This window comes from Mariniflexile soesokkakense (genome assembly GCF_039650365.1).
Classification (GTDB): Bacteria; Bacteroidota; Bacteroidia; order Flavobacteriales; family Flavobacteriaceae; genus Mariniflexile; species Mariniflexile soesokkakense.
Genome location: NZ_JAZHYP010000001.1, coordinates 106,651 through 126,418 on the forward strand (window position 1 = coordinate 106,651; position 19,768 = coordinate 126,418).

General features: G+C 34.4%; 18 protein-coding genes and 1 tRNA gene. 15 read left to right on the forward strand and 4 right to left on the reverse strand.

Features of this window, described 5'->3' with window-relative positions; all coding sequences use genetic code 11:
* Positions 1 to 158: 158 nt before the first annotated feature.
* Together katG and VP395_RS00480 are read right to left on the reverse strand one after the other, a co-directional pair.
* Positions 159 to 2,354 carry a catalase/peroxidase HPI gene (gene katG, locus VP395_RS00475; RefSeq protein ID WP_346239731.1) on the reverse strand — a complete coding sequence of 732 codons (2,196 nt, stop codon included), beginning with the start codon at positions 2,352 to 2,354 and terminating at the stop codon, positions 159 to 161.
* A gap of 200 nt (positions 2,355 to 2,554) precedes the next feature.
* Positions 2,555 to 3,133, reverse strand: coding sequence for a fasciclin domain-containing protein (locus VP395_RS00480; protein WP_379883960.1), 579 nt, complete (start codon positions 3,131 to 3,133; stop codon positions 2,555 to 2,557).
* A 164-nt stretch (positions 3,134 to 3,297) separates the two neighbouring features.
* On the opposite strand from VP395_RS00480, the gene tpx reads away from it, so the two are divergent.
* From tpx to ribB, 7 genes are all read left to right on the forward strand, one after another.
* Complete coding sequence (gene tpx, locus VP395_RS00485; protein ID WP_346239732.1) at positions 3,298 to 3,801, forward strand: thiol peroxidase; 504 nt, start codon at positions 3,298 to 3,300, stop codon at positions 3,799 to 3,801.
* On the forward strand, positions 3,802 to 4,176 hold the full coding sequence (locus VP395_RS00490; protein WP_346239733.1) for a diacylglycerol kinase family protein: 375 nt from the start codon (positions 3,802 to 3,804) through the stop codon (positions 4,174 to 4,176).
* Positions 4,173 to 4,808, forward strand: a complete 636-nt coding sequence (locus tag VP395_RS00495; RefSeq protein ID WP_346239734.1) for a hypothetical protein — start codon at positions 4,173 to 4,175, stop codon at positions 4,806 to 4,808. Before VP395_RS00490 ends, VP395_RS00495 begins: the two co-directional genes overlap by 4 nt.
* A gap of 213 nt (positions 4,809 to 5,021) precedes the next feature.
* Positions 5,022 to 7,421, forward strand: coding sequence for a DNA translocase FtsK (locus VP395_RS00500; protein ID WP_346239735.1), 2,400 nt, complete (start codon positions 5,022 to 5,024; stop codon positions 7,419 to 7,421).
* A 10-nt stretch (positions 7,422 to 7,431) separates the two neighbouring features.
* Positions 7,432 to 8,073, forward strand: coding sequence for an outer membrane lipoprotein periplasmic chaperone LolA1 (lolA1, locus tag VP395_RS00505; protein WP_346239736.1), 642 nt, complete (start codon positions 7,432 to 7,434; stop codon positions 8,071 to 8,073).
* Between the two features lie 80 nt (positions 8,074 to 8,153).
* Complete coding sequence (locus VP395_RS00510; protein ID WP_346239737.1) at positions 8,154 to 10,115, forward strand: LptF/LptG family permease; 1,962 nt, start codon at positions 8,154 to 8,156, stop codon at positions 10,113 to 10,115.
* 31 nt (positions 10,116 to 10,146) lie between these two features.
* Positions 10,147 to 11,292 carry a 3,4-dihydroxy-2-butanone-4-phosphate synthase gene (gene ribB / locus VP395_RS00515; protein ID WP_346239738.1) on the forward strand — a complete coding sequence of 382 codons (1,146 nt, stop codon included), beginning with the start codon at positions 10,147 to 10,149 and terminating at the stop codon, positions 11,290 to 11,292.
* Between the two features lie 2 nt (positions 11,293 to 11,294).
* Here ribB and VP395_RS00520 read toward each other — a convergent pair whose 3' ends face one another.
* Together VP395_RS00520 and VP395_RS00525 are read right to left on the reverse strand one after the other, a co-directional pair.
* Complete coding sequence (locus tag VP395_RS00520; protein ID WP_346239739.1) at positions 11,295 to 12,488, reverse strand: DegT/DnrJ/EryC1/StrS family aminotransferase; 1,194 nt, start codon at positions 12,486 to 12,488, stop codon at positions 11,295 to 11,297.
* 118 nt (positions 12,489 to 12,606) lie between these two features.
* A complete protein-coding gene (locus VP395_RS00525; protein WP_346239740.1) occupies positions 12,607 to 13,236 on the reverse strand; it encodes an NAD(P)H-dependent oxidoreductase in 630 nt (209 codons plus the stop codon).
* Positions 13,237 to 13,380: 144 nt separating this feature from the next.
* Between VP395_RS00525 and VP395_RS00530 the strand changes: the two genes are divergently transcribed.
* The 8 genes from VP395_RS00530 (at position 13,381) to VP395_RS00565 (ending at position 19,658) form a co-directional block, all read left to right on the forward strand.
* Positions 13,381 to 13,465: transfer RNA gene (locus VP395_RS00530), tRNA-Ser, on the forward strand.
* A gap of 249 nt (positions 13,466 to 13,714) precedes the next feature.
* A complete protein-coding gene (locus VP395_RS00535; RefSeq protein WP_346239741.1) occupies positions 13,715 to 14,962 on the forward strand; it encodes a site-specific integrase in 1,248 nt (415 codons plus the stop codon).
* A gap of 359 nt (positions 14,963 to 15,321) precedes the next feature.
* Positions 15,322 to 15,588, forward strand: coding sequence for a helix-turn-helix domain-containing protein (locus VP395_RS00540; protein ID WP_346239742.1), 267 nt, complete (start codon positions 15,322 to 15,324; stop codon positions 15,586 to 15,588).
* Positions 15,589 to 15,676: 88 nt separating this feature from the next.
* Positions 15,677 to 16,882, forward strand: a complete 1,206-nt coding sequence (locus VP395_RS00545; protein WP_346239743.1) for a primase-helicase family protein — start codon at positions 15,677 to 15,679, stop codon at positions 16,880 to 16,882.
* 207 nt (positions 16,883 to 17,089) lie between these two features.
* The gene (locus VP395_RS00550) at positions 17,090 to 17,965 is read left to right on the forward strand and encodes a toprim domain-containing protein (RefSeq protein WP_346239744.1); all 876 of its coding nucleotides are present in this window, start codon (positions 17,090 to 17,092) and stop codon (positions 17,963 to 17,965) included.
* Positions 17,949 to 18,467, forward strand: coding sequence for a mobilization protein MbpA (gene mbpA, locus VP395_RS00555; RefSeq protein ID WP_346239745.1), 519 nt, complete (start codon positions 17,949 to 17,951; stop codon positions 18,465 to 18,467). The genes VP395_RS00550 and mbpA overlap by 17 nt, the downstream gene beginning before the upstream one ends.
* Positions 18,464 to 19,327: a relaxase/mobilization nuclease domain-containing protein gene (locus VP395_RS00560; RefSeq protein WP_346239746.1), complete on the forward strand. Its 864-nt coding sequence runs from the start codon at positions 18,464 to 18,466 to the stop codon at positions 19,325 to 19,327. Before mbpA ends, VP395_RS00560 begins: the two co-directional genes overlap by 4 nt.
* A gap of 16 nt (positions 19,328 to 19,343) precedes the next feature.
* Positions 19,344 to 19,658 carry a DUF6730 family protein gene (locus VP395_RS00565; RefSeq protein ID WP_346239747.1) on the forward strand — a complete coding sequence of 105 codons (315 nt, stop codon included), beginning with the start codon at positions 19,344 to 19,346 and terminating at the stop codon, positions 19,656 to 19,658.
* Positions 19,659 to 19,768 lie beyond the last annotated feature (110 nt).

The window sequence follows — 19,768 nt, forward strand, 5'->3', positions numbered from 1 at the left end:
TTAGTAACAATCAATTTTCAAGTCAGGTCGAGCCTTTCGACTTCGCTCAAGGTAAACTAGAGTCGAGACCTCTTTATTACTTGAATTAATCTTGCAACCTCTCGACTACGCTCGAGGAGACATCAGATTATATTAATAATAACTGACAATCATTTTTTTTAATTCAAATCAAACCTGTCTAAATTCATTACTTTATTCCAAGCTGCAACAAAATCGTTTACAAATTTTTCTTTTGAATCTTCACAGGCATAAACTTCGGCAATGGCACGTAACTCAGAATTTGAACCGAAAATTAAATCGGCACGCGTACCTGTCCATTTAAGCGTTCCCGTTTTTCTATCGCGTCCTTCAAAAACTTCATCAGAATCTGAAGCTTTTTTCCATTCCGTACCCATACTTAATAAATTCACAAAGAAATCATTGGTAAGTGTTTCTGATTTATCCGTGAATACGCCGTGTTTATCTTGATTGAAGTTTGTACCCAAAACACGCATACCACCAACAAGAACCGTCATTTCGGGTGCTGTTAATGTTAACAATTGGGCTTTATCAATCAATAACGCTTCGGTTGAAACATCAAACTTTGTTTTTCTGTAATTTCTAAAACCATCGGCGTAAGGTTCTAAATATTTAAATGAATCTACTTCAGTTTGCTCTTGAGATGCATCCATACGCCCAGGTGTAAAAGGAACCTCGATATTGTGTCCTGCATTTTTTGCAGCTTTTTCAACACCCGTACAACCTGCCAAAACAATTAAATCTGCTAAAGAAACCTTTTTGTTGAATTCTTTTTGAATGCCTTCAAGCACGCCTAAAACCTTTTCTAATTGTGAAGGATTATTAACTTCCCAATCTTTTTGAGGCACTAGACGAATACGCGCACCATTAGCACCACCACGTTTATCAGAACCACGAAACGTAGATGCCGACGCCCAAGCTGTAGATACTAACTCAGATACTGATAAACCTGAATTTAATATTTTAGTTTTTAAAGTTGAAATATCGCTCTTATCAACCAATTTATGATTTACCGTTGGAATAGGATCTTGCCAAATAAGTTCTTCTTTAGGTACTTCTGGCCCTAGATAACGTTCTTTAGGCCCCATATCACGATGCGTTAATTTGTACCATGCTTTTGCAAAGGCATCTGCAAATTCATTCGGATTTTCATAAAAACGTCTTGATATTTTTTCATAAGCAGGATCAAAACGTAACGATAAATCGGTAGTCAACATAGTAGGAAGGTGTTTTTTCGAAGCATTGTAAGCATCTGGAATAGTTGCTTCTGCATCTTTTGCAACCCATTGTATGGCGCCGGCAGGACTTTTAGTTTGTTCCCATTCGTAACCAAATAAATTTTCAAAGAAAAGGTTACTCCATTTTGTTGGTGTTTGCGTCCAGATAACTTCTGGTCCTCCTGTAATAGCATCTGCTCCTTTTCCAGATTTATACGTGTTTTTCCAACCAAAACCTTGCTCTTCAATAGCAGCAGCTTCTGGTTCTACTCCTACATACTTCCCAGGGTCTGCAGCACCATGTGTTTTTCCAAACGTATGGCCACCGGCAATAAGAGCTACGGTCTCTTCATCATTCATTGCCATACGTTTGAATGTTTCCCTAATATCTACAGCCGCCGAAATTGGATCACCATTTCCGTTTGGTCCTTCGGGGTTCACATAAATCAATCCCATGATAACCGCTGCCAACGGATCTTCCAAATCGCGTTCACCAGAGTAGCGTTTATCATCTTTCCACTCAGTTTCAGAACCCCAATACACATCTTCTTCTGGCTCCCAAACATCCTCACGACCGCCGGCAAAACCAAACGTTTTGAAACCCATCGATTCCAATGCTACATTACCCGACAATACCATAAGATCTGCCCAAGAAATTTTCTTTCCATATTTTTGCTTAATAGGCCAAAGCAATCTACGCGCCTTATCAAGACTCGCATTGTCTGGCCAGCTATTAAGTGGTGCAAACCTTTGTTGACCTGCTCCTGCACCGCCTCTACCATCTCCAATACGGTAGGTTCCTGCACTATGCCACGCCAAACGAATAAAAAAACCGCCATAGTGACCAAAATCTGCAGGCCACCAATCTTGAGAATCGGTCATTAAATCTGTTAAGTCTTCTTTTACAGCATTTAAGTCTAGTTTTTTAAACTCATCAGCATAATTAAAATCATCTCCCATTGGGTTTGTTAAAGATGAGTGCTGACGCAGAATATTTAACTTTAATCTATTGGGCCACCAATCTTGATTTCTGGTTCCACCTCCAGCCGCTTGCTTTGGAGCCGCTCCTGAAAACGGGCACTTTCCTCCGGATGTACTTGAATGATTACTATTTTCCATTATTTAAGTTTTTAATATGTTTTTCTGAATACCCTAAAGTTAAGAATTACTAATTAAAAAATAGCATAACCCCATTTTTATAAATTATATGATAATTGATAAAACTTATTCGCTAAAAAATCAAACCAATAAAAAAAGCCACTTCAAATGCATGAAGCAGCCTTTTCAACTAACCTAACCAATTAAATAATATGAATCTTTTAAGACTTTGGTAGCAATACTGTATCAATAACATGTATAACACCGTTAGACTGATTTACATCTGCTATTGTAACCATAGCTGAATTTCCATTTTCGTCTGTAATATATACGTCTTTACCTTTTACCCAAGCTGTAATAGAACCTCCACTCACTGTTTTAATTTCTGTTTTCCCTTTTCCATCTTTTATCATTTTTAGAATATCTTCTGAATTCCATTTTCCAGAAACAACATGATACGTTAATACATTTTGTAATGTTTTTTTATTTTCTGGTTTTAATAAATTATCTACCGTTCCCTTCGGCAATTTTTCAAAGGCAGCATTTGTTGGTGCAAATACAGTAAAAGGACCTTCGCTCATTAAAACATCTACTAAACCTGCTTCTTTAACGGCAGCTACTAATGTAGTATGGTCTTTAGAGTTTACAGCATTCTCAACAATATTCTTACTTGGATACATAGCTGCACCTCCAACCATTTTAGTATCTTCTTTCATCATTTTGTTTTGGGCAGTTAAACCTTGACCCACAATAAGTGTGATTGCAAAAACAGTAGCGGTAAATAAATTTGATTTTTTCATGATAAAATTTTTTTATTTGTTTATACCCTATAAACGAATCTCAATAAGTGTCGGTTTTCAAAAACATACCCTTTAACAAAATATTAACAAATAAAAAAAACATAAAACCAATTATAGCTTAACACTATAATTACTATTTTTATAAAAAATTTAAAACATAAAAAATGGCAACACTAACCTTAAAAGGAAACAAAATAAATACTATAGGAGAATTACCTAAAGTAGGAACAACGGCACCAGATTTTGAACTTGTAAAAACAGATTTATCCACTGTTTCCTTAAAAGATTATAAAGGTTCCAGAGTAATATTGAATATTTTTCACAGTATAGACACAAGTACTTGTATCGCATCGGCAAGACAATTTAATATTGAGGCAAGTGAGTTAGAAAACACCAAAATACTATGCATCTCAAAAGATCTTCCTTTCGCAATGACGCGCTTTTGTGATGCTGAAGGCATTAAAAACCTTGAAATGCTATCTGATTATGTAGATGGTCAATTTGGAAAAGATTACAATTTACTTTATGTAGACGGTGTTATTAAAGGTTTATTATCTCGTTGCATCATCATTTTAGATGAAAATAGTAAAATAATATATACCGAACAAGTTGAAGAAACAAGTAAAGAACCAAACTACAAAGCAGCTCTTGAAGCTTTATACAATTAAATGACCAAAAAAGAATCCTTCGTAGCTAAACGAATAAAAAGTGTTGGTTACGCTTTTAAAGGAGCCATCATTCTTTTAAATAATGAAGCTAGTGTAAAAGTTCAGTTTATAATAGCTTTATTAGTTACAGCTGCTGGATTCTTTTTTAACATTTCTTCAACTGAATGGGCTATTCAACTTTTAGCAATAGGTTTGGTTATGAGTATGGAAGGCATTAATACCGCTGTTGAAGAAATAGCTAATTTTATTCACCCAGAGCATCATAATAAAATTGGGTTAATAAAAGATATTGCAGCTGGCGCTGTGTTTTTTGCTTCAGTTTTCGCAATTATTATAGGGCTTATTATTTATATTCCTAAGTTAGCAACTATATGAAAATAAAAACTGATAAAGTCATTGAAATTAAAAAGTTGAATAAGATTATTTTTTTTACGTTGCTTTTATTTATTACTTATTATTTTTATCTATTCGTAAGTCTACCTGTTGCGAGAGATGATAAAATGGGTATGGCAACTGGTGGTGCTTATTTCCTTAATATCTCATTAGGTTCTGTAGCTTTATTAGGGACGATTTATAGTTTAGCTTCTTTTCTTTTGAAAATTAAAAGACAAATGAGAATTATACTCATTTTATCGGTAATCCTAATTATTGGATTAATGTTTGTTTTTTGTGATTTTGACTCTGAACTTTTAAAAACAATATGTTTAATTGCTTTTGGAATTCTTATATTTTCTCAGGTTTTTATTCTATGGAAACTAAAAAAAACTAATACATTATTCTATATAGTTAATCTAATAGTTATGACTTCATTTTATTTAATATCTCTAACAGAGATAAAGTTTTCTGATGAATATCAACCAGATAGTTGGGAATACAGTACTTTGTTTAATATTATAGCTCTTTTAAATATTTTAATATTTGTTTATATTATAATAAAACACAAATTTCAATCGAAAAAAATGAATAAAATACAGTTGGCAACAAAGTATCCTATGAAAAATTGCTAGTTTTAGCTAAACCAAAGTTAGTTGCCCGTTTGCTAGCTTCTGATTTTCATTCGGAAAATCATCGCAAGTAAACACACAACTAAGCTTATACATAAACCATTTTTTAAAATACTATAACTTATAAATTAAACGTTAGTAATTTGTATTTTTGTTGCATCGTTTTTAACGATACAATTAAATTTCAGGATATCAATTTGAAACTGTAAAGCATTAATGGCGAAGAAAAAAACCGACACCAATAAACCACCTAGAAAACAATTTAAAATGCCAAGTTTTAAGTTATCAAGTCAGCAAAAACTGGTGTTTGGTAGCTTTTTAGTCATATTTGGTTTTATACTTTTCATGGCATTTCTTTCGTTTCTTTTTACAGGAGAAGCAGATCAAAGCAGTTTATCTAATTTTGCATCGCGCGATATAAAAACAGAAAATTGGGTGAGCAAATCTGGGGCTTGGTTAAGCGACTTCTTTATTCAACGCGGGTTTGGTGTCTCGTCATTCATAATTTCAGTGCTTATTTTTTTATCGGGTATTTATGTTTTAATGAATCTTAGCAAAGCCAAACTAAGAACGCACTGGTTTTGGGGGATGCTTATTGTTATTTGGTTATCCATCTTATTCGGTTTTTTTGGAAACATTAATGGCATACTTGGTGGCACCATTGGTTTTGAAGTGAATACGTATCTTCAAGATTATATTGGAAAAATAGGTACTTCACTCCTACTGTTATTTGGTTTAATTACCTATTTAGCGGTTCGGTTTAAAGTTACTTTTGAAAGTTTTTCAAATATTTTTAAATCGGCTAAAAGCAATATTAAAGATGATTTCAATAATCTAAATGATGACGAGCCAATTATTGCTTTAGATAATAACCTGTCGGAAGAAGCTGCAGCTATTAAATCGGCTTTCGAAATTCCTTTAGAGAAAAACGAACCCGTTGTAAAAAACGAACCAAAACCTATTGTTGAAACGGCACCTTTATTAGTTAAAACTCCTATTAAAGAGGAGTTTGAAGACGATAATTTAGATATTGAAATCGAAGTTGAAAAAGTAGCAGAAGAACAATCTGAAACCAACAACCTTTCAGATAAATTAGTAGAAGATTTTGGGCTATTTGACCCAACACTTGAATTATCAAAATATCAATTCCCACCGCTAGATCTTCTTAAAAAATATGATTCAGAAGGCATCACCATCAATCAGGAAGAGTTAGAAGAAAATAAAAATAAAATTGTAGAAACCTTAAAAAACTACAATATTGGTATTGCAAGTATTAAAGCGACCATTGGACCTACAGTAACGCTTTACGAAATTGTACCCGATGCTGGTATTCGAATTTCAAAAATTAAAAACTTAGAAGACGATATAGCCCTATCACTCGCTGCATTAGGGATTCGTATTATTGCTCCCATTCCAGGAAAAGGAACTATTGGTATAGAGGTTCCTAATAAGAATGCGACCATTGTTTCTATGCGTTCGGTAATTGCTTCTAAAAAGTTTCAAACATCTGATATGCAATTGCCCATTGCTTTAGGCAAAACCATTAGCAACGAAACCTTTGTTGTCGATTTAGCTAAAATGCCCCACTTACTTATGGCAGGTGCAACGGGACAAGGAAAATCGGTTGGGTTAAATGCGGTGCTAACTTCTCTACTTTATAAAAAACACCCCGCTGAAGTTAAGTTTGTTTTAGTCGATCCTAAAAAGGTAGAGTTAACACTTTTTAATAAAATTGAGCGCCATTATTTGGCAAAACTACCCGATAGTGAAGATGCCATAATAACTGATAACACCAAGGTAATCAATACATTAAATTCACTTTGTATTGAAATGGATAACCGTTACGAGTTATTGAAAAATGCTTTGTGTAGAAATATTGCTGAATACAATGTGAAATTCAAGGCTCGAAAACTAAACCCTAACGACGGACATCAATTTTTACCATACATTGTTTTAGTGGTTGATGAGTTTGCCGATTTAATTATGACCGCTGGTAAAGAGGTTGAAACACCTATTGCACGTTTAGCACAATTAGCCCGTGCCATAGGTATTCATTTAATTATTGCTACACAACGTCCATCGGTAAATGTTATTACAGGAATTATTAAAGCCAACTTCCCAGCGCGAATTGCGTTTAGGGTAACTTCAAAAATAGATTCTAGAACTATTTTAGATGGCTCTGGAGCCGACCAACTTATTGGTAGAGGTGATATGCTTTTTACACAAGGAAACGACTTAATTCGTGTGCAATGTGCTTTTGTTGATACACCTGAAGTTGAAAAAATAACCGATTATATTGGGTCGCAAAAAGCATATCCTGAAGCCTATTTACTTCCTGAGTTTGTTGGAGAAGATAGTGGCACAAGTCTTGATATAGACATTACAGACCGCGACAAATTATTTAGAGAAGCTGCCGAAGTTATTGTTACAGCGCAACAAGGTTCTGCTTCTTTATTACAGCGTAAATTAAAGTTAGGCTACAATCGTGCAGGTAGATTAATAGACCAACTAGAAGCCTCTGGTATTGTAGGTCCTTTTGAAGGCAGTAAAGCCAGACAAGTATTAATAACCGACCTTACGGCTTTAGATAGACATTTAGAAAATGAAACTTTATAATACAAATTTTATGAAAATTAAAAATATCATATTAGCATTAATAATAACAACATCTCTTAATGGTTTTGCTCAAAACAAAGCCAAAACACTTTTAAATCAAGTGTCTCAAAAAGTAAAAAGTTACAACAATATTTCTATTGAATTTAAGTATGTTTTAGAAAATACTGTTGAAAAAATAAAACAAGAAACCAAAGGTGATGTCACTATGCAAGGTGATAAGTACAAACTAAACATCCTTGGTGTTACGCGACTTTTTGATGGGAAAAAACTTTACAGTATTAGTACAGAAGATGAAGAAGTAACCATTTCATCTGAAACAAACGACGAAGAAGGCGCTATTACTCCTAGCAAAATGCTATCTTTTTACGAAGATGGTTATACCTATGCCATGGACATAGAGCAAAACATAAACGGTAGAAAAATTCAATTGGTAAAACTAACTCCAATTGATTCAAAATCTGAAATAAAATACATTCTTTTAGGTATAGACAACCAAACAAAGCACATTTACAATTTAATGCAAATTGGCAAAAACGGTACAAAAACCACATTAACCGTTAATTCTTTTAAAACAAACGAGCCTTTATCAAAAACCTTATTTACCTTTGATGCCAATAAATACAAAGGCTATTATATTAATAAGCTTAATTAAAAAAAGTTACGTATTTACTTGACATATTAATCTGCAAGAAATAAAGCAGATTTGATAATTAGATTATTGAAATTCAAAGGGTGAAAATACTAGACCGATACATACTAACTACATACCTTAAAACTTTTTTCAGCGTGTTTATCATTCTCATGCTGATTTTTGTTTTACAAACCATTTGGTTATACATTAGGGAACTGTCTGGTAAAGATTTAGATATTGGTGTAATCTTTAAGTTTTTGTTTTATTTCATGCCAAAACTTATACCATTAGTATTACCTCTAACCATCCTTTTAGCATCTATCATGGTATTTGGTAGTTTTGCCGAAAACTACGAGTTTGCAGCAATGAAATCTACAGGTATTTCGCTGCAACGCGCCATGTCTGGTCTTAGTATTTTTATTGTTATTCTAGGCATTGTAACATTTTTCTTTTCAAACAATGTTATTCCTTGGGCAGAACTTAATTCTTTCAACTTACGAAGTAATATTGCAAAACTAAAACCCGCTATGTTACTTGCTGAAGGCCAGTTTAATGAAGTAGGCACTTACAACATTAAATTTGATGATAAACATGGAGATAGAGACCAATATCTTGACAATGTTACCATCCATATTAAAGGTAGAGATGGCAGAACCAATGCTACAACCATAAAATCTAAAAGTGGAGAGCTTGCCAGTGAAGAAGATTCCAACGTATTAAAACTTATTTTATTAGACGGAAATTATTACAGCGATGTATCTACAAATAGTATAAAATCCAGGAACAAAAAACCTTTTGCTAAAAGCACCTTTGAAAAGTACATTATAAATATCGATTTGTCTCAAATGAACAATGTTGATTTTGATGAACAGTCTCAAACCGATAAATACAACATGCTAGATGTGGTTGGTTTACATAAAACTATTGATTCTTTAGCTAAAAAGGAATTAACATCACATGAAATACTATCTAAAAATTTATTTCAACGTTCAAATATTTTAGTAAACAAAAAAGTTGAAAAAAAAGCTACTGATTCCATATACTTAGGTCCTATTTTGGACATTTTCAGTACTAAAGAAAAGTACGATTTGGTTGATGTTTCTTTAAAAACCACGGCAAGTTCCAAACAAGTTATTACAACAAATGAAGCTACTAGAAAAATTTCTAAAGAATGGCTAAATAAACATATCATTTCATTTCACGAAAAATTCGCCTTAGGTTTTGCCTGTATTATTTTATTCTTTGTAGGTGCGCCACTTGGAGCTTTAATACGTAAAGGTGGTATTGGGCTTCCAATGGTTATAGCTATAATACTGTTTTTAACCTACCATTTTATAGGCATATTCGCTACAAATAGTGCCAAAAACGGAAGTTTTAATCCTATACTGGCAGCTTGGTTTTCAACGCTTATCATGCTACCACTTGGTATCTTTTTAACACGACGTGCTACTGCCGATAAAGGCTTGTTTGAATTTGACAGCCTTATTGACCCCTTTAAAAAAATGTTCAATATAAAGGAAAAAGATGGTGTTGATTATAAATTTCTTTCTTCTTATAAAAATGACGAGTTAATAAATGTTATCAATAACTACGAAACATTGGGGCATTTAGAAGATAGCCGTTATGAATCTATCAAAGTTTTAAATGAGCGTGATATAACAACAAAACAATTGCGAGACGAAGGCTTAGCTATAAATACTAATTACGATAATTCTGAACGTATTGCTAAAAATTATAAAGACCATTCAAATTTTGCTATAACACTATACGGTATTGGTATTGTTTTACTTATTCTTTATTTTATTTTTAAAAACAATAAAATGCCATCATTAGCATCTGCCTCTATACAACTTAGTATCGTATCACTATTTTTATATTTAATTTACTATATAAAATCTTTATTTAACACTTCCAAGTTTTACATCCACATCAACAAAAAAGAGAAAAGACCTAAGCCAATTCTTATAGTTATAGGAATCCCTTTATATTTTATTGCATATTTATTTTTAAACGATAAAATGAAAGAAGACTTAAAGCAAAATTGTTTAGAATCTTTAAAATAAGCAATATCTTTGCAAAATGATTAATGATACCATGACAAAAAACACAACTCCAGAGACTAAACTTGACACCATACATGATGCCATTGAAGCTATTAGAAATGGTGAAGTTATTATAGTTGTTGATGATGAAAACCGCGAAAATGAAGGAGACTTTGTAGCAGCTGCCGATAAAGTAACACCTGAAATGATAAACTTTATGGCGACCCAAGGTAGAGGTCTTATTTGTACACCACTTACCGAAAACCGCTGTAAAGAATTAGAATTAGGCATGATGGTACGTAATAATACCGACCATATGGAAACAGCCTTTACGGTTTCGGTAGATTTAAGAGGTCAAGGTGTTTCTACAGGTATTTCAGCTAGTGATAGGGCTAAAACGGTAAAATCATTAACAGACCCCAACACCAAACCGTTTGATTTAGCTAGACCTGGTCATATTTTCCCTTTAGTTGCTAAGGAAGGTGGTGTATTAAGACGTACAGGGCACACTGAAGCTGCTATAGATTTTGCAAGACTTGCTGGTTTAAAACCTGCTGGAGTAATTGTTGAGATTATGAATGAAGATGGAACCATGGCGCGTTTACCTGAATTAATGAAAGTAGCTGAAAAATTAAATCTTAAAATTGTTTCTATCGAAGATTTAGTGGCTTACAGAATGCAACACGACTCTTTAATTGATAAAAAAGAAGATTTTGAAATCGAGACACGCTTTGGAAGATTTAGATTAAGAGCATACAAACAAACCACTAACAATCAAATACATATCGCCTTAACAAAAGGAACTTGGAAAGACAATGAAAAGGTGCTTACAAGAATAAATTCAACATTAATTAATAATGATATTTTAGGCACACTTACTAATAATGTTGATGCCCAATTAGACAATATGTTCCAGGTGATTAATAATGAAGGTAAAGGAGCTATCATCTTTATCAATCAAGAATCACAATCCATGAACATACTAAACAGGTTGTCTGTAATAAAACAAAACCAACAACCTAATACCATATATAAGGCGCCAAAAATTGATATGGATACCCGCGATTTTGGTATTGGAGCGCAAATATTACATGATTTAAATATTCATAAACTACGCTTAATTTCTAATACCAAACAAACCAAACGTGTTGGTTTAATTGGATATGGATTAGAAATTGTAGAGTATGTAAATTATTAAAACTATAAGGAAGCTTTAATAATTTCAACCATTTTTGAAGCTCTTGCTTTTACTTCGGCTTCCGACCAAGACAATTTTATTAAACAGGAAATGTTTCTACCAATATAATGGTCGGATTGCGGAAACTGTTTGGTTTTAAGATATTCCAATCCTGTTTTAACTTCTGATGAAATTGGGAATAATGATTTTAATTCTTTTAAATGGTTCCATTTGCGAATGTAATGCCAGTTGTTATTATAATACTGGAAGCAAGCATCTACTCCATGTGTTTTAAATGCATTTGAAACTTTTAATGAAGTTTCTAAATCTGGTAAAAAGAAGTTTAAAAAGCTATAGTTTTCTTCGCCACCTTCGGGAACTGTTCTAAAGGTTACTTCGGGAATTTGAGACAAAGCGTCTCGTAAAATGGTATAATTTGTTTGTTGAATTTTTAAAATTTCTGGCAAGCGTTTTATTTGTGCTAGACCTACCGCTGCATGAAGTTCTGAAATCCTGAAGTTATACCCTAAAAACGGGTGTGATTCTGCTCCTCTATCATTACCTATGTGATCGTGACCGTGGTCGCTATAATGGTCGGAATTAATATAATAGTCCTTATTATTTGTTATTACGGCTCCACCTTCGCCACAGGTAATGGTTTTAACAAAATCGAATGAAAAGCAACCTAAATCACCAATGCTTCCAAGTGGTTTGCTTTTATAGGTGGCACCAATAGCTTGACAGGCATCTTCTATTAATAGTAGGCTGTGTTTGCTACAAATATCTTGAAGTGCGTCTAAATGTCCCATACTACCACACATATGCACTACCATAACGGCTTTTGTTTTTGGTGTAATGGCATTTACTACCGCTTTTGGGCAAAGTGTTAAGGTATCGTCTATATCTACCAAAATGGGTACAGCACCAAGCATCATAACAGCCTCAAAACTGGCTACAAAGGTGAAGGTAGGCAAGATAACCTCATCTCCAGCTCCAACGCCTGCTGCTGCCAATGCTACTGATATCGCTGCGGTACCACTTGATACTAATTGGGCATGGTTTACTTTAAAGGTGATTTCTAATGCTTTTTCCATGTCTTTGGCTTTCCAATGGCCATTACGCATCCCATCGAAACCATAGCGCATAAGTACGCCATTATCTAATACATCGTTTACTTCTTTTTTTTCTAAATCTCCAAATAATTCGAATCCTGGCATAGTGGTATGTTTTTAGTGATGGGTTTGCGTTAGGGATTGAGGCATTGTTGGAGCTACTCGCAGAGAGCGACTGCCGAAAGCCCGACCCTTGTGGTAACGCCAAAATATTTTGTGTTAATTATAATTCTATTACTGCTTCGTTTATTGATTTTCTTACTTTAATAAAGTTGGCAAACATATCGGTTTCATCTCTGTAGCCCACGGGAAGTAATAATACTGATTTTAAACCCATTTTGTTTAGCTGTAACACATTATCTACGGCTTGTGGCAAAAAACCTTCCATGGGGCAGGAATCTATTCCCTCTATAGCGCAAACGGTCATTAAATTACCTAGCGCTATGTAGGCTTGGTTTTTTGACCATTGCAGGCGTTCTGGGACCGACATATTTTGCATCGTTTTAATGAGGTCTTCTCTGTAAGGTTTTAAAATGGTTTCGGATGTGCTTCTTGTGGTTTTTATATTGTTGTAATATGCAACAACATCGGTATCTAATATGTCTTCTTGCATACAAATAACCAATAAATGGGAGGCTTCTAAAACTTGTTTTTGGTTGTATGCATGTGCCACCAAGGGCTGTCTTAATGCTTCCTTCTCTACAATTACTAATTTAATGGTTTGCAACCCGAATGATGTTGCTGTTAAATTGAATGCTTGCTTTAAAATATCTAGTTTTTCTGAAGATAGCTTTTTGGTTGCATCGAACTTTTTGGTAGCATAACGCCACTTAAGTTGCTTAATAATATTCATTTTAAAATTTTAATTTTTACAAAAATAAGCTAATAGTAAAAGCATGAAAATTTATTTTCAAAAAAACAGTATTTTATTTGAAAGAATTAAAAAAGGGTTCTATATTTGCACCCGCATTCAGGGAATACCTGATGAGACACTTAAGGAGAAATGGCAGAGTGGTCGAATGCGGCAGTCTTGAAAACTGTTGAGGGTCACACCTCCGGGGGTTCGAATCCCTCTTTCTCCGCTGGAAATGTACCGAATTCCACTAAAACCCTGTAAATTAAATGTTTACAGGGTTTTTAATTTTATTCAATATCAAATAAAACCAAAAAATATCAAATAAAAAGTACGGGATTCGGTGCGTGTTTTTTAAAACAAAATTTACGCACCGAATTGATTATTAAATACTGTAATACAGTAGTTTACAAGCATGTCTTAATTTTTATAATTGATATTTTTTTTGTATTTTGTTGGAGATAAAAAATACGCACCGATGCAAACTACATTCTCCATCCTATTCTACCCACGAGGAAATGACATTGACAAAAACGGTTATGCGCCTATATATGCGCGTATTACTGTAAATGGTAAGCGAAGTGAGTTTAGTATAAGGCGTAAAGTGCAATTAACGCGATGGAATTCTGATGCGGGTAAAATAAGAGGAACTACTCCCGACGTTCGGGAATTGAATAAATATCTTCTCTCTATAGAACTCAAGATTAATAAAATTCAAGAACAGCTATCTGAAAATAACATTTTGATTACATCTGAAAAAATCAAAAACGTCTACTTAGGGAAAAATAGTAATCAAAAGATGCTTTTGGCGATTTTTCAAGAACACAATGATCAAGTTAATGAATTAGTGGGCAAAGATTTTTCAGCTGGAACAGCGGAACGCTATAAAACGGCAATGAAGCATGTTACTGATTATATCCTAAAAGAGTATCAAGTTAAAGATATTCCTGTTAGAGAAGTTGACCTTAAGTTTATTACTGGATTTGAATATTATCTAAAAACCACAAGAAACTGTGCTCATAATTCAGCAATTAAATACATTACGAATTTTAAAAAAATCATTCGCATTGCCTATGCCAATGACTGGATTAACAAAGACCCTTTTATCCATTGGAAAGCCAAACTTAAAATTGTGGACAGGGAATTCCTAACAAGTGAGGAAATTCAAAAGATAGTTGAAAAGGATTTTTCAACTGACCGATTGAATCAAGTTAAAGACATCTTTATTTTTAGTTGCTTTACTGGATTGGCATATGCTGATGTAAAAAAGCTTACCAAAAATGATATTGTTATTGGTATTGATGGCCAAAATTGGATTAAAACCAAAAGAGCAAAAACAGATACCAGAAGTAATATTCCTATTCTTTCAATCCCACAGGCAATTATTGATAAATACAAAACACATGTGGAATCTTTGGGTACTGAACTTTTGCTTCCCGTTTTAAGCAACCAAAAAATGAACGCTTACCTCAAAGAAATTGCAGATTTATGTGAAATAAATAAAAATCTAACCTTCCATTTAGCACGTCACACCTTTGCGACCACTGTAACACTTACAAACGGTGTTCCTATTGAATCAGTTAGCAAAATGCTCGGGCATAAATCTTTGAGAACTACACAGCATTATGCTAAAATAATTGATAAAAAAGTAAGTGAAGATATGAATGCTTTGAGATTGAAAATGGATTCCATTGAACAAAGCAACACAAAAGAATCTATAAATTAATAAGTTTATTTAATGTTTTAAAATGGCAGCGATATAAAATTCAGCACCTTTAAATCCCAAAATCTATCAAAACCTTTGTTTTCTATTGTTAATAACCCATAATCTTATTAAAAACTGTGTTTTTCCCGTCATTTAGTTTCATGCTAAATGATGCCAGATTTTACCAATTAAAATGTTTTTGTTTTATGGTCATAAAGATTAGTTTATTTTGATTTAATATGTTGTTTATCAATTATTTGTGAATAAATAATTATTTTTTTTTCTTCTTTCAACAGCCCCGTTTTATACCTTTATTACCATAATCCCATAAGGGAAAGCAAAAGCGCTTTTGTTCATTTTATTAACCTAAAACAATAAAAATGGACAATATTTTAATACTGGAACGATTGGATCGTTTAGAAAAACTACTTGTAGGAAGCAAAGAGGTATTGACCTTTGATGAAGCCAGTGATTACACGGGTATATCCAGAAGTTATCTTTACAAGCTCACAGCTTCCGGAAAAATTCCCCACTCCAAACCCAACGGAAAAATGGTCTTTTTCGATAAAAAGAAACTTGTGGATTGGCTGCTCCAACATAAGCGAGAACCCGAACTAAAAAATAACGGACAACACCCAAACAAGTAGTCTGGCGAATAAGAATCCCCATTTTTTTAAGCCAAAATCAAACTGTTAGCAATTTGCCATGGTATCTCATGGCATAAAAACACTTCTTATGAAACAGACACCTTATATACGTGTGGGCACGTCCTATTATAAACGCGTCAAAGCCCCAACCATAGCCGGTCACTTTAATGAGATCCTGGTACACTGGAACATGGAAACCATCAAACAAGACCATGGCAAGGACCATTTAAGCAAAATCCCAAAATATGATGGCTTTACCTGCATTCCAAGCCATATAGCATTTAAACAGGAATATTTGGGTTTTTACAATATCTACTCCTCTTTGGGCAAAGTGCCCAAAGTGGGCGACGTTACCTTATCCCTAAAATTCATAAAACACATTTTTGGTAAACATTATGAATTGGGCTTGGACTACCTCCAACTATTGTATCTAAAACCTATTCAGGTATTACCAATATTATGCCTGGTGTCCAAGGAACGCTCCACAGGGAAAAGTACCTTTTTAAAATGGCTCAAGGAAATCTTTGAGAACAACCTGACTTACTTGACCAATGATAGTTTCAGCAGCCAGTTCAATGCCGATTGGGCAAACAAGCTCCTGATATGTATCGATGAAGTCCTTTTCAATAAGGAAGAACTGACCGAACGCATCAAATACCTAAGCACCACCAATATCAATAAATTGGAAGCCAAGGGCAAGGACAAACGGGAAGTTGAGTTTTTTGGCAAGTTTATCCTTTGCAGTAACAATGAAGATAGCTTTATTAAGATTGATTCCAATGAAACCCGTTTTTGGGTGATCAAAGTTCCCGTTCTGGAAACAGAACAGACCAACTATTTGGAAAAATTAATTGAAGAGATCCCAGCCTTCCTTTATTATCTAACAAACCGAAAACTGCATTCAAAGCATTTGACCCGCATGTGGTTCACTGCCCAACAGATCAAGACCAAAGCCTTGATAAAGTTGGTACAGAACAATCGCAATCGGGTTGAAAAGGAACTGGCAAGTATTCTGATGGGAGTGATTGAAAAATTTGATTTGGAATCCGTTGACCTTTGCCCATTGGATGCTCTGTTGGCACTCAACAGGACTCGCATAAAAACGGATCTGACCCAACTGCGGAGGTTACTGAAGAAGGATTGGAGATTGAGCAACAAGGGCAACTCCAATAGCTATCAAAAATTTGTGATTTGGACGGACGGAGATATGACGTTGGTAGATGCCAAGGGGCGCTATTTTACCGTGGAGAAATCATTTTTAACGGAAAATTTTGATGATTTGATGACAGAATAGAAAACCTGCCGTATTTGTTGGGCTAAAGCCGTCATCATCATATCATCATTTAGTCATCAAAAAAAATAATGATGACAGGACAATGCCATAAAAAACCAATAATGATGATTTGATGACATTTTGATGACCCTTAAATCCTACTGTTTATAGGGCTTTACAGTTGAAATCATCAAATCACTAAAAAAACACCCTAAAACACATTGGCTGATGAAAAGAAAAAAAATAAATTGTGAAACAGCCCGTAATTTTTCAGTGGAAAAAGCACTGGAAAAATTAGGGCACTTTCCCAAACGGACTACGGAACAAGAAGCTTGGTTTCTGAGTCCCTTTCGGTCAGAAACCCAAGCCTCTTTGAAAGTCTCCAGGACCAAGAACAGATGGTACGACCACGGCCAGGGCATTGGGGGTAATGTGATCGATTTGGTATGCAGGATTCTAAAATGTTCCATAAAAGAAGCTTTGGAGTTTTTAAGTGATGCCATTCCAATTAACATAATGGAACAACGGTATCAGTGGGATACAACGGCAATTAACATAATCCCATGTACCAATATTAAAATCATTAAAGTCCAAGACATCATGCACCCTGCCCTGATTCAATATTTGAATTCCAGAGGTATTTCATTAATGGTTGCCAATACCTATTGCAAGGAAGTGTGGTACAGATATAAAGACAAAACCTTTTTTGCTATAGGATTAAGGAACCATAAAAATGGTTGGGAATTAAGGAACAAGCTGTTTAAAAACAGCAGCAGTCCCAAATCCTCTACCTATATCCAAAACAACAATAAACAATTAATCATTTTGGAAGGCATGTTCGATCTGTTGTCCTTGGCCATGTTGGATGAAGACCTTTTGGACACATCTGACATTCTGGTTTTAAATTCCATTGCCTTTATTAATGAAGCTGAAAAAAAAATCGAAACCTATGATTTTGTACACCTCTATTTGGATAGGGATGCAGCTGGACAAAAAGCTACCAAGTATTTAATGGATAGGTACAAACATACTATCGATAAAAGTAGCTGCTATATAAACCATAAAGACTTAAACGAATTGATAAACCATGAAAAAGAAAGATGAAAACTATTTTTACTTCAAAGATGAACCGAAGCGGACACTAAAGATTCCTACTGAAGTACTCGGTCAATCCGATAGCTTGGAACTCGATCTGGAAAAGGATCTATCGGAAAACGAAATGCTTATGGGTAGGAACGCGAGATGTGTGCCTGTGGACACATTCTCGTTTGCTCCCGAAGGTCGCAAAGAAAAAAAAAGAGTGTTTAAGGGGAAGGGTGACCTCGTTAAGTTTCGATGCTCCGTTTATGAAAAGAAACTCCTAAAAGTTAAGTCAAAACGCAGTGGATTGACCTTGAGCGAATACATTCGGCGCAGTCTTTTTGAACAGGAAATTACGGAACGTTTTACTGAGGAACATATTAATATTTATAAGATGCTGATCAAATACCACAATAATTTTAAGTCGATTGGGAACATGTACAAAAAACGGAATCCTAAATTGACCCAAGAAGTCTATGAACTTGCAAACCAAATCAAGGCACATCTTAAAAAATTCCAATCATGATAGGAAAGGGCAAAAGCATATCGCATACCATGGCATCCATGTCCTACGGATGGAACCAGGAAAAGGATGCTGAAGTGGTACTCAAGGAATTTCTGCATGGCGATACGCCAAAAGAGATCACCAAAGAGTTCAAAATGCTCCAGGACCAAAATTACCATTGTACTAAAAACACCTTATCCTTTGTGATCAGTCCCACCATTGAAGATGGCAAGCGATTGGATAATGAAGACCTCCATTCCATTACCAAAGGTTTTATACACGAAATGAAATTAGGTGAACGGCAAGCGATTGCCTTTGTACATCAGGATAAGGATCATAAGCACATCCATCTATATGTGAACCGTATTGATTTTAGAGGGGTTGCCTATAACGATAGTTTTATTGGTAAGCGCAGTCAACAGGCTGCTGAAAAGGTAGCGGAGCAGATGGGACTGACCACCGTAAAACAGATCCAGTTTGAAAAGGAGTTCAATCTAAAGGAAATCCGAACGGAAATCAAGCGCCGGCATGATTTGACCATGAAACAGTTCCAACCCAAATCCTTTGATGATTATGTCAAGGCGATGCAGACCAATGGTGTTAAGGTCATCCCGACCATTAACAACCAAAACAAATTGCAGGGCTTTCGGTTTGAGTTTGATGGACATAATCTTAAAGGGAGTGAAGTTCATCGCAATATGTCACTTGGAAATATAGGCAAGCAGATGTCAGGGATTCGAGGTGCTAGTATTTTAAAAGATAATAATGTAAGTATCAAACTGGCTGGTAAAGTGGTTGACCTGACACCTAACCTAGCTCTGAAAATTACGAAGTTCATTATTAAAAAAGCCATTAATAAAGGAATCGATATAGGATATTAAATTAAACATAACACTCATGACAAAATTGGAAGAACTATCAGCTTTACTGGTCAATGAACTCCATGAGTTCAATAAGAACATTGAAAAATTGGAATCGATTAGCCTGCAATTAAATGACCTAAAGGTTAAGATGGACGTGTCCGAATATAAAGCTCTCATCATTGACCATCAAAAACAAATGGCGATACATAAAAACATGATAGAAAGTTTTGAAAGCCGTTTTAATGCTAAAATTGACCAAGCTAAAATTTATCCTACTTGGGCGGTGGTGGTTTTTATTGTTTGTATTGTAGTTATTATCGTATTGGCCTCCTATTTGTTTCTGAAATAATATATTTTCGAAAGAAATCTATCTACATCTATCATTCATGCTTAGCACAATTCTATAATTTTCTTATCTTTAATTAAAGAAACACATTTAAAATCAACTAATAAAATTAG

Coding starts and splice junctions, on each gene's coding strand:
- VP395_RS00480 (WP_379883960.1), bottom strand. CDS start 3,133: ATGAAAAAATCAAATTTATTTACCGCTACTGTTTTTGCAATCACACTT.
- lolA1 (WP_346239736.1), top strand. CDS start 7,432: ATGAAAATTAAAAATATCATATTAGCATTAATAATAACAACATCTCTT.
- VP395_RS00535 (WP_346239741.1), top strand. CDS start 13,715: ATGCAAACTACATTCTCCATCCTATTCTACCCACGAGGAAATGACATT.
- VP395_RS00565 (WP_346239747.1), top strand. CDS start 19,344: ATGACAAAATTGGAAGAACTATCAGCTTTACTGGTCAATGAACTCCAT.
- VP395_RS00520 (WP_346239739.1), bottom strand. CDS start 12,488: ATGCCAGGATTCGAATTATTTGGAGATTTAGAAAAAAAAGAAGTAAAC.
- VP395_RS00550 (WP_346239744.1), top strand. CDS start 17,090: ATGAAAAGAAAAAAAATAAATTGTGAAACAGCCCGTAATTTTTCAGTG.
- VP395_RS00545 (WP_346239743.1), top strand. CDS start 15,677: ATGAAACAGACACCTTATATACGTGTGGGCACGTCCTATTATAAACGC.
- ribB (WP_346239738.1), top strand. CDS start 10,147: ATGACAAAAAACACAACTCCAGAGACTAAACTTGACACCATACATGAT.
- VP395_RS00490 (WP_346239733.1), top strand. CDS start 3,802: ATGACCAAAAAAGAATCCTTCGTAGCTAAACGAATAAAAAGTGTTGGT.
- VP395_RS00540 (WP_346239742.1), top strand. CDS start 15,322: ATGGACAATATTTTAATACTGGAACGATTGGATCGTTTAGAAAAACTA.
- VP395_RS00500 (WP_346239735.1), top strand. CDS start 5,022: ATGGCGAAGAAAAAAACCGACACCAATAAACCACCTAGAAAACAATTT.
- tpx (WP_346239732.1), top strand. CDS start 3,298: ATGGCAACACTAACCTTAAAAGGAAACAAAATAAATACTATAGGAGAA.
- VP395_RS00525 (WP_346239740.1), bottom strand. CDS start 13,236: ATGAATATTATTAAGCAACTTAAGTGGCGTTATGCTACCAAAAAGTTC.
- mbpA (WP_346239745.1), top strand. CDS start 17,949: ATGAAAAAGAAAGATGAAAACTATTTTTACTTCAAAGATGAACCGAAG.
- katG (WP_346239731.1), bottom strand. CDS start 2,354: ATGGAAAATAGTAATCATTCAAGTACATCCGGAGGAAAGTGCCCGTTT.
- VP395_RS00495 (WP_346239734.1), top strand. CDS start 4,173: ATGAAAATAAAAACTGATAAAGTCATTGAAATTAAAAAGTTGAATAAG.
- VP395_RS00560 (WP_346239746.1), top strand. CDS start 18,464: ATGATAGGAAAGGGCAAAAGCATATCGCATACCATGGCATCCATGTCC.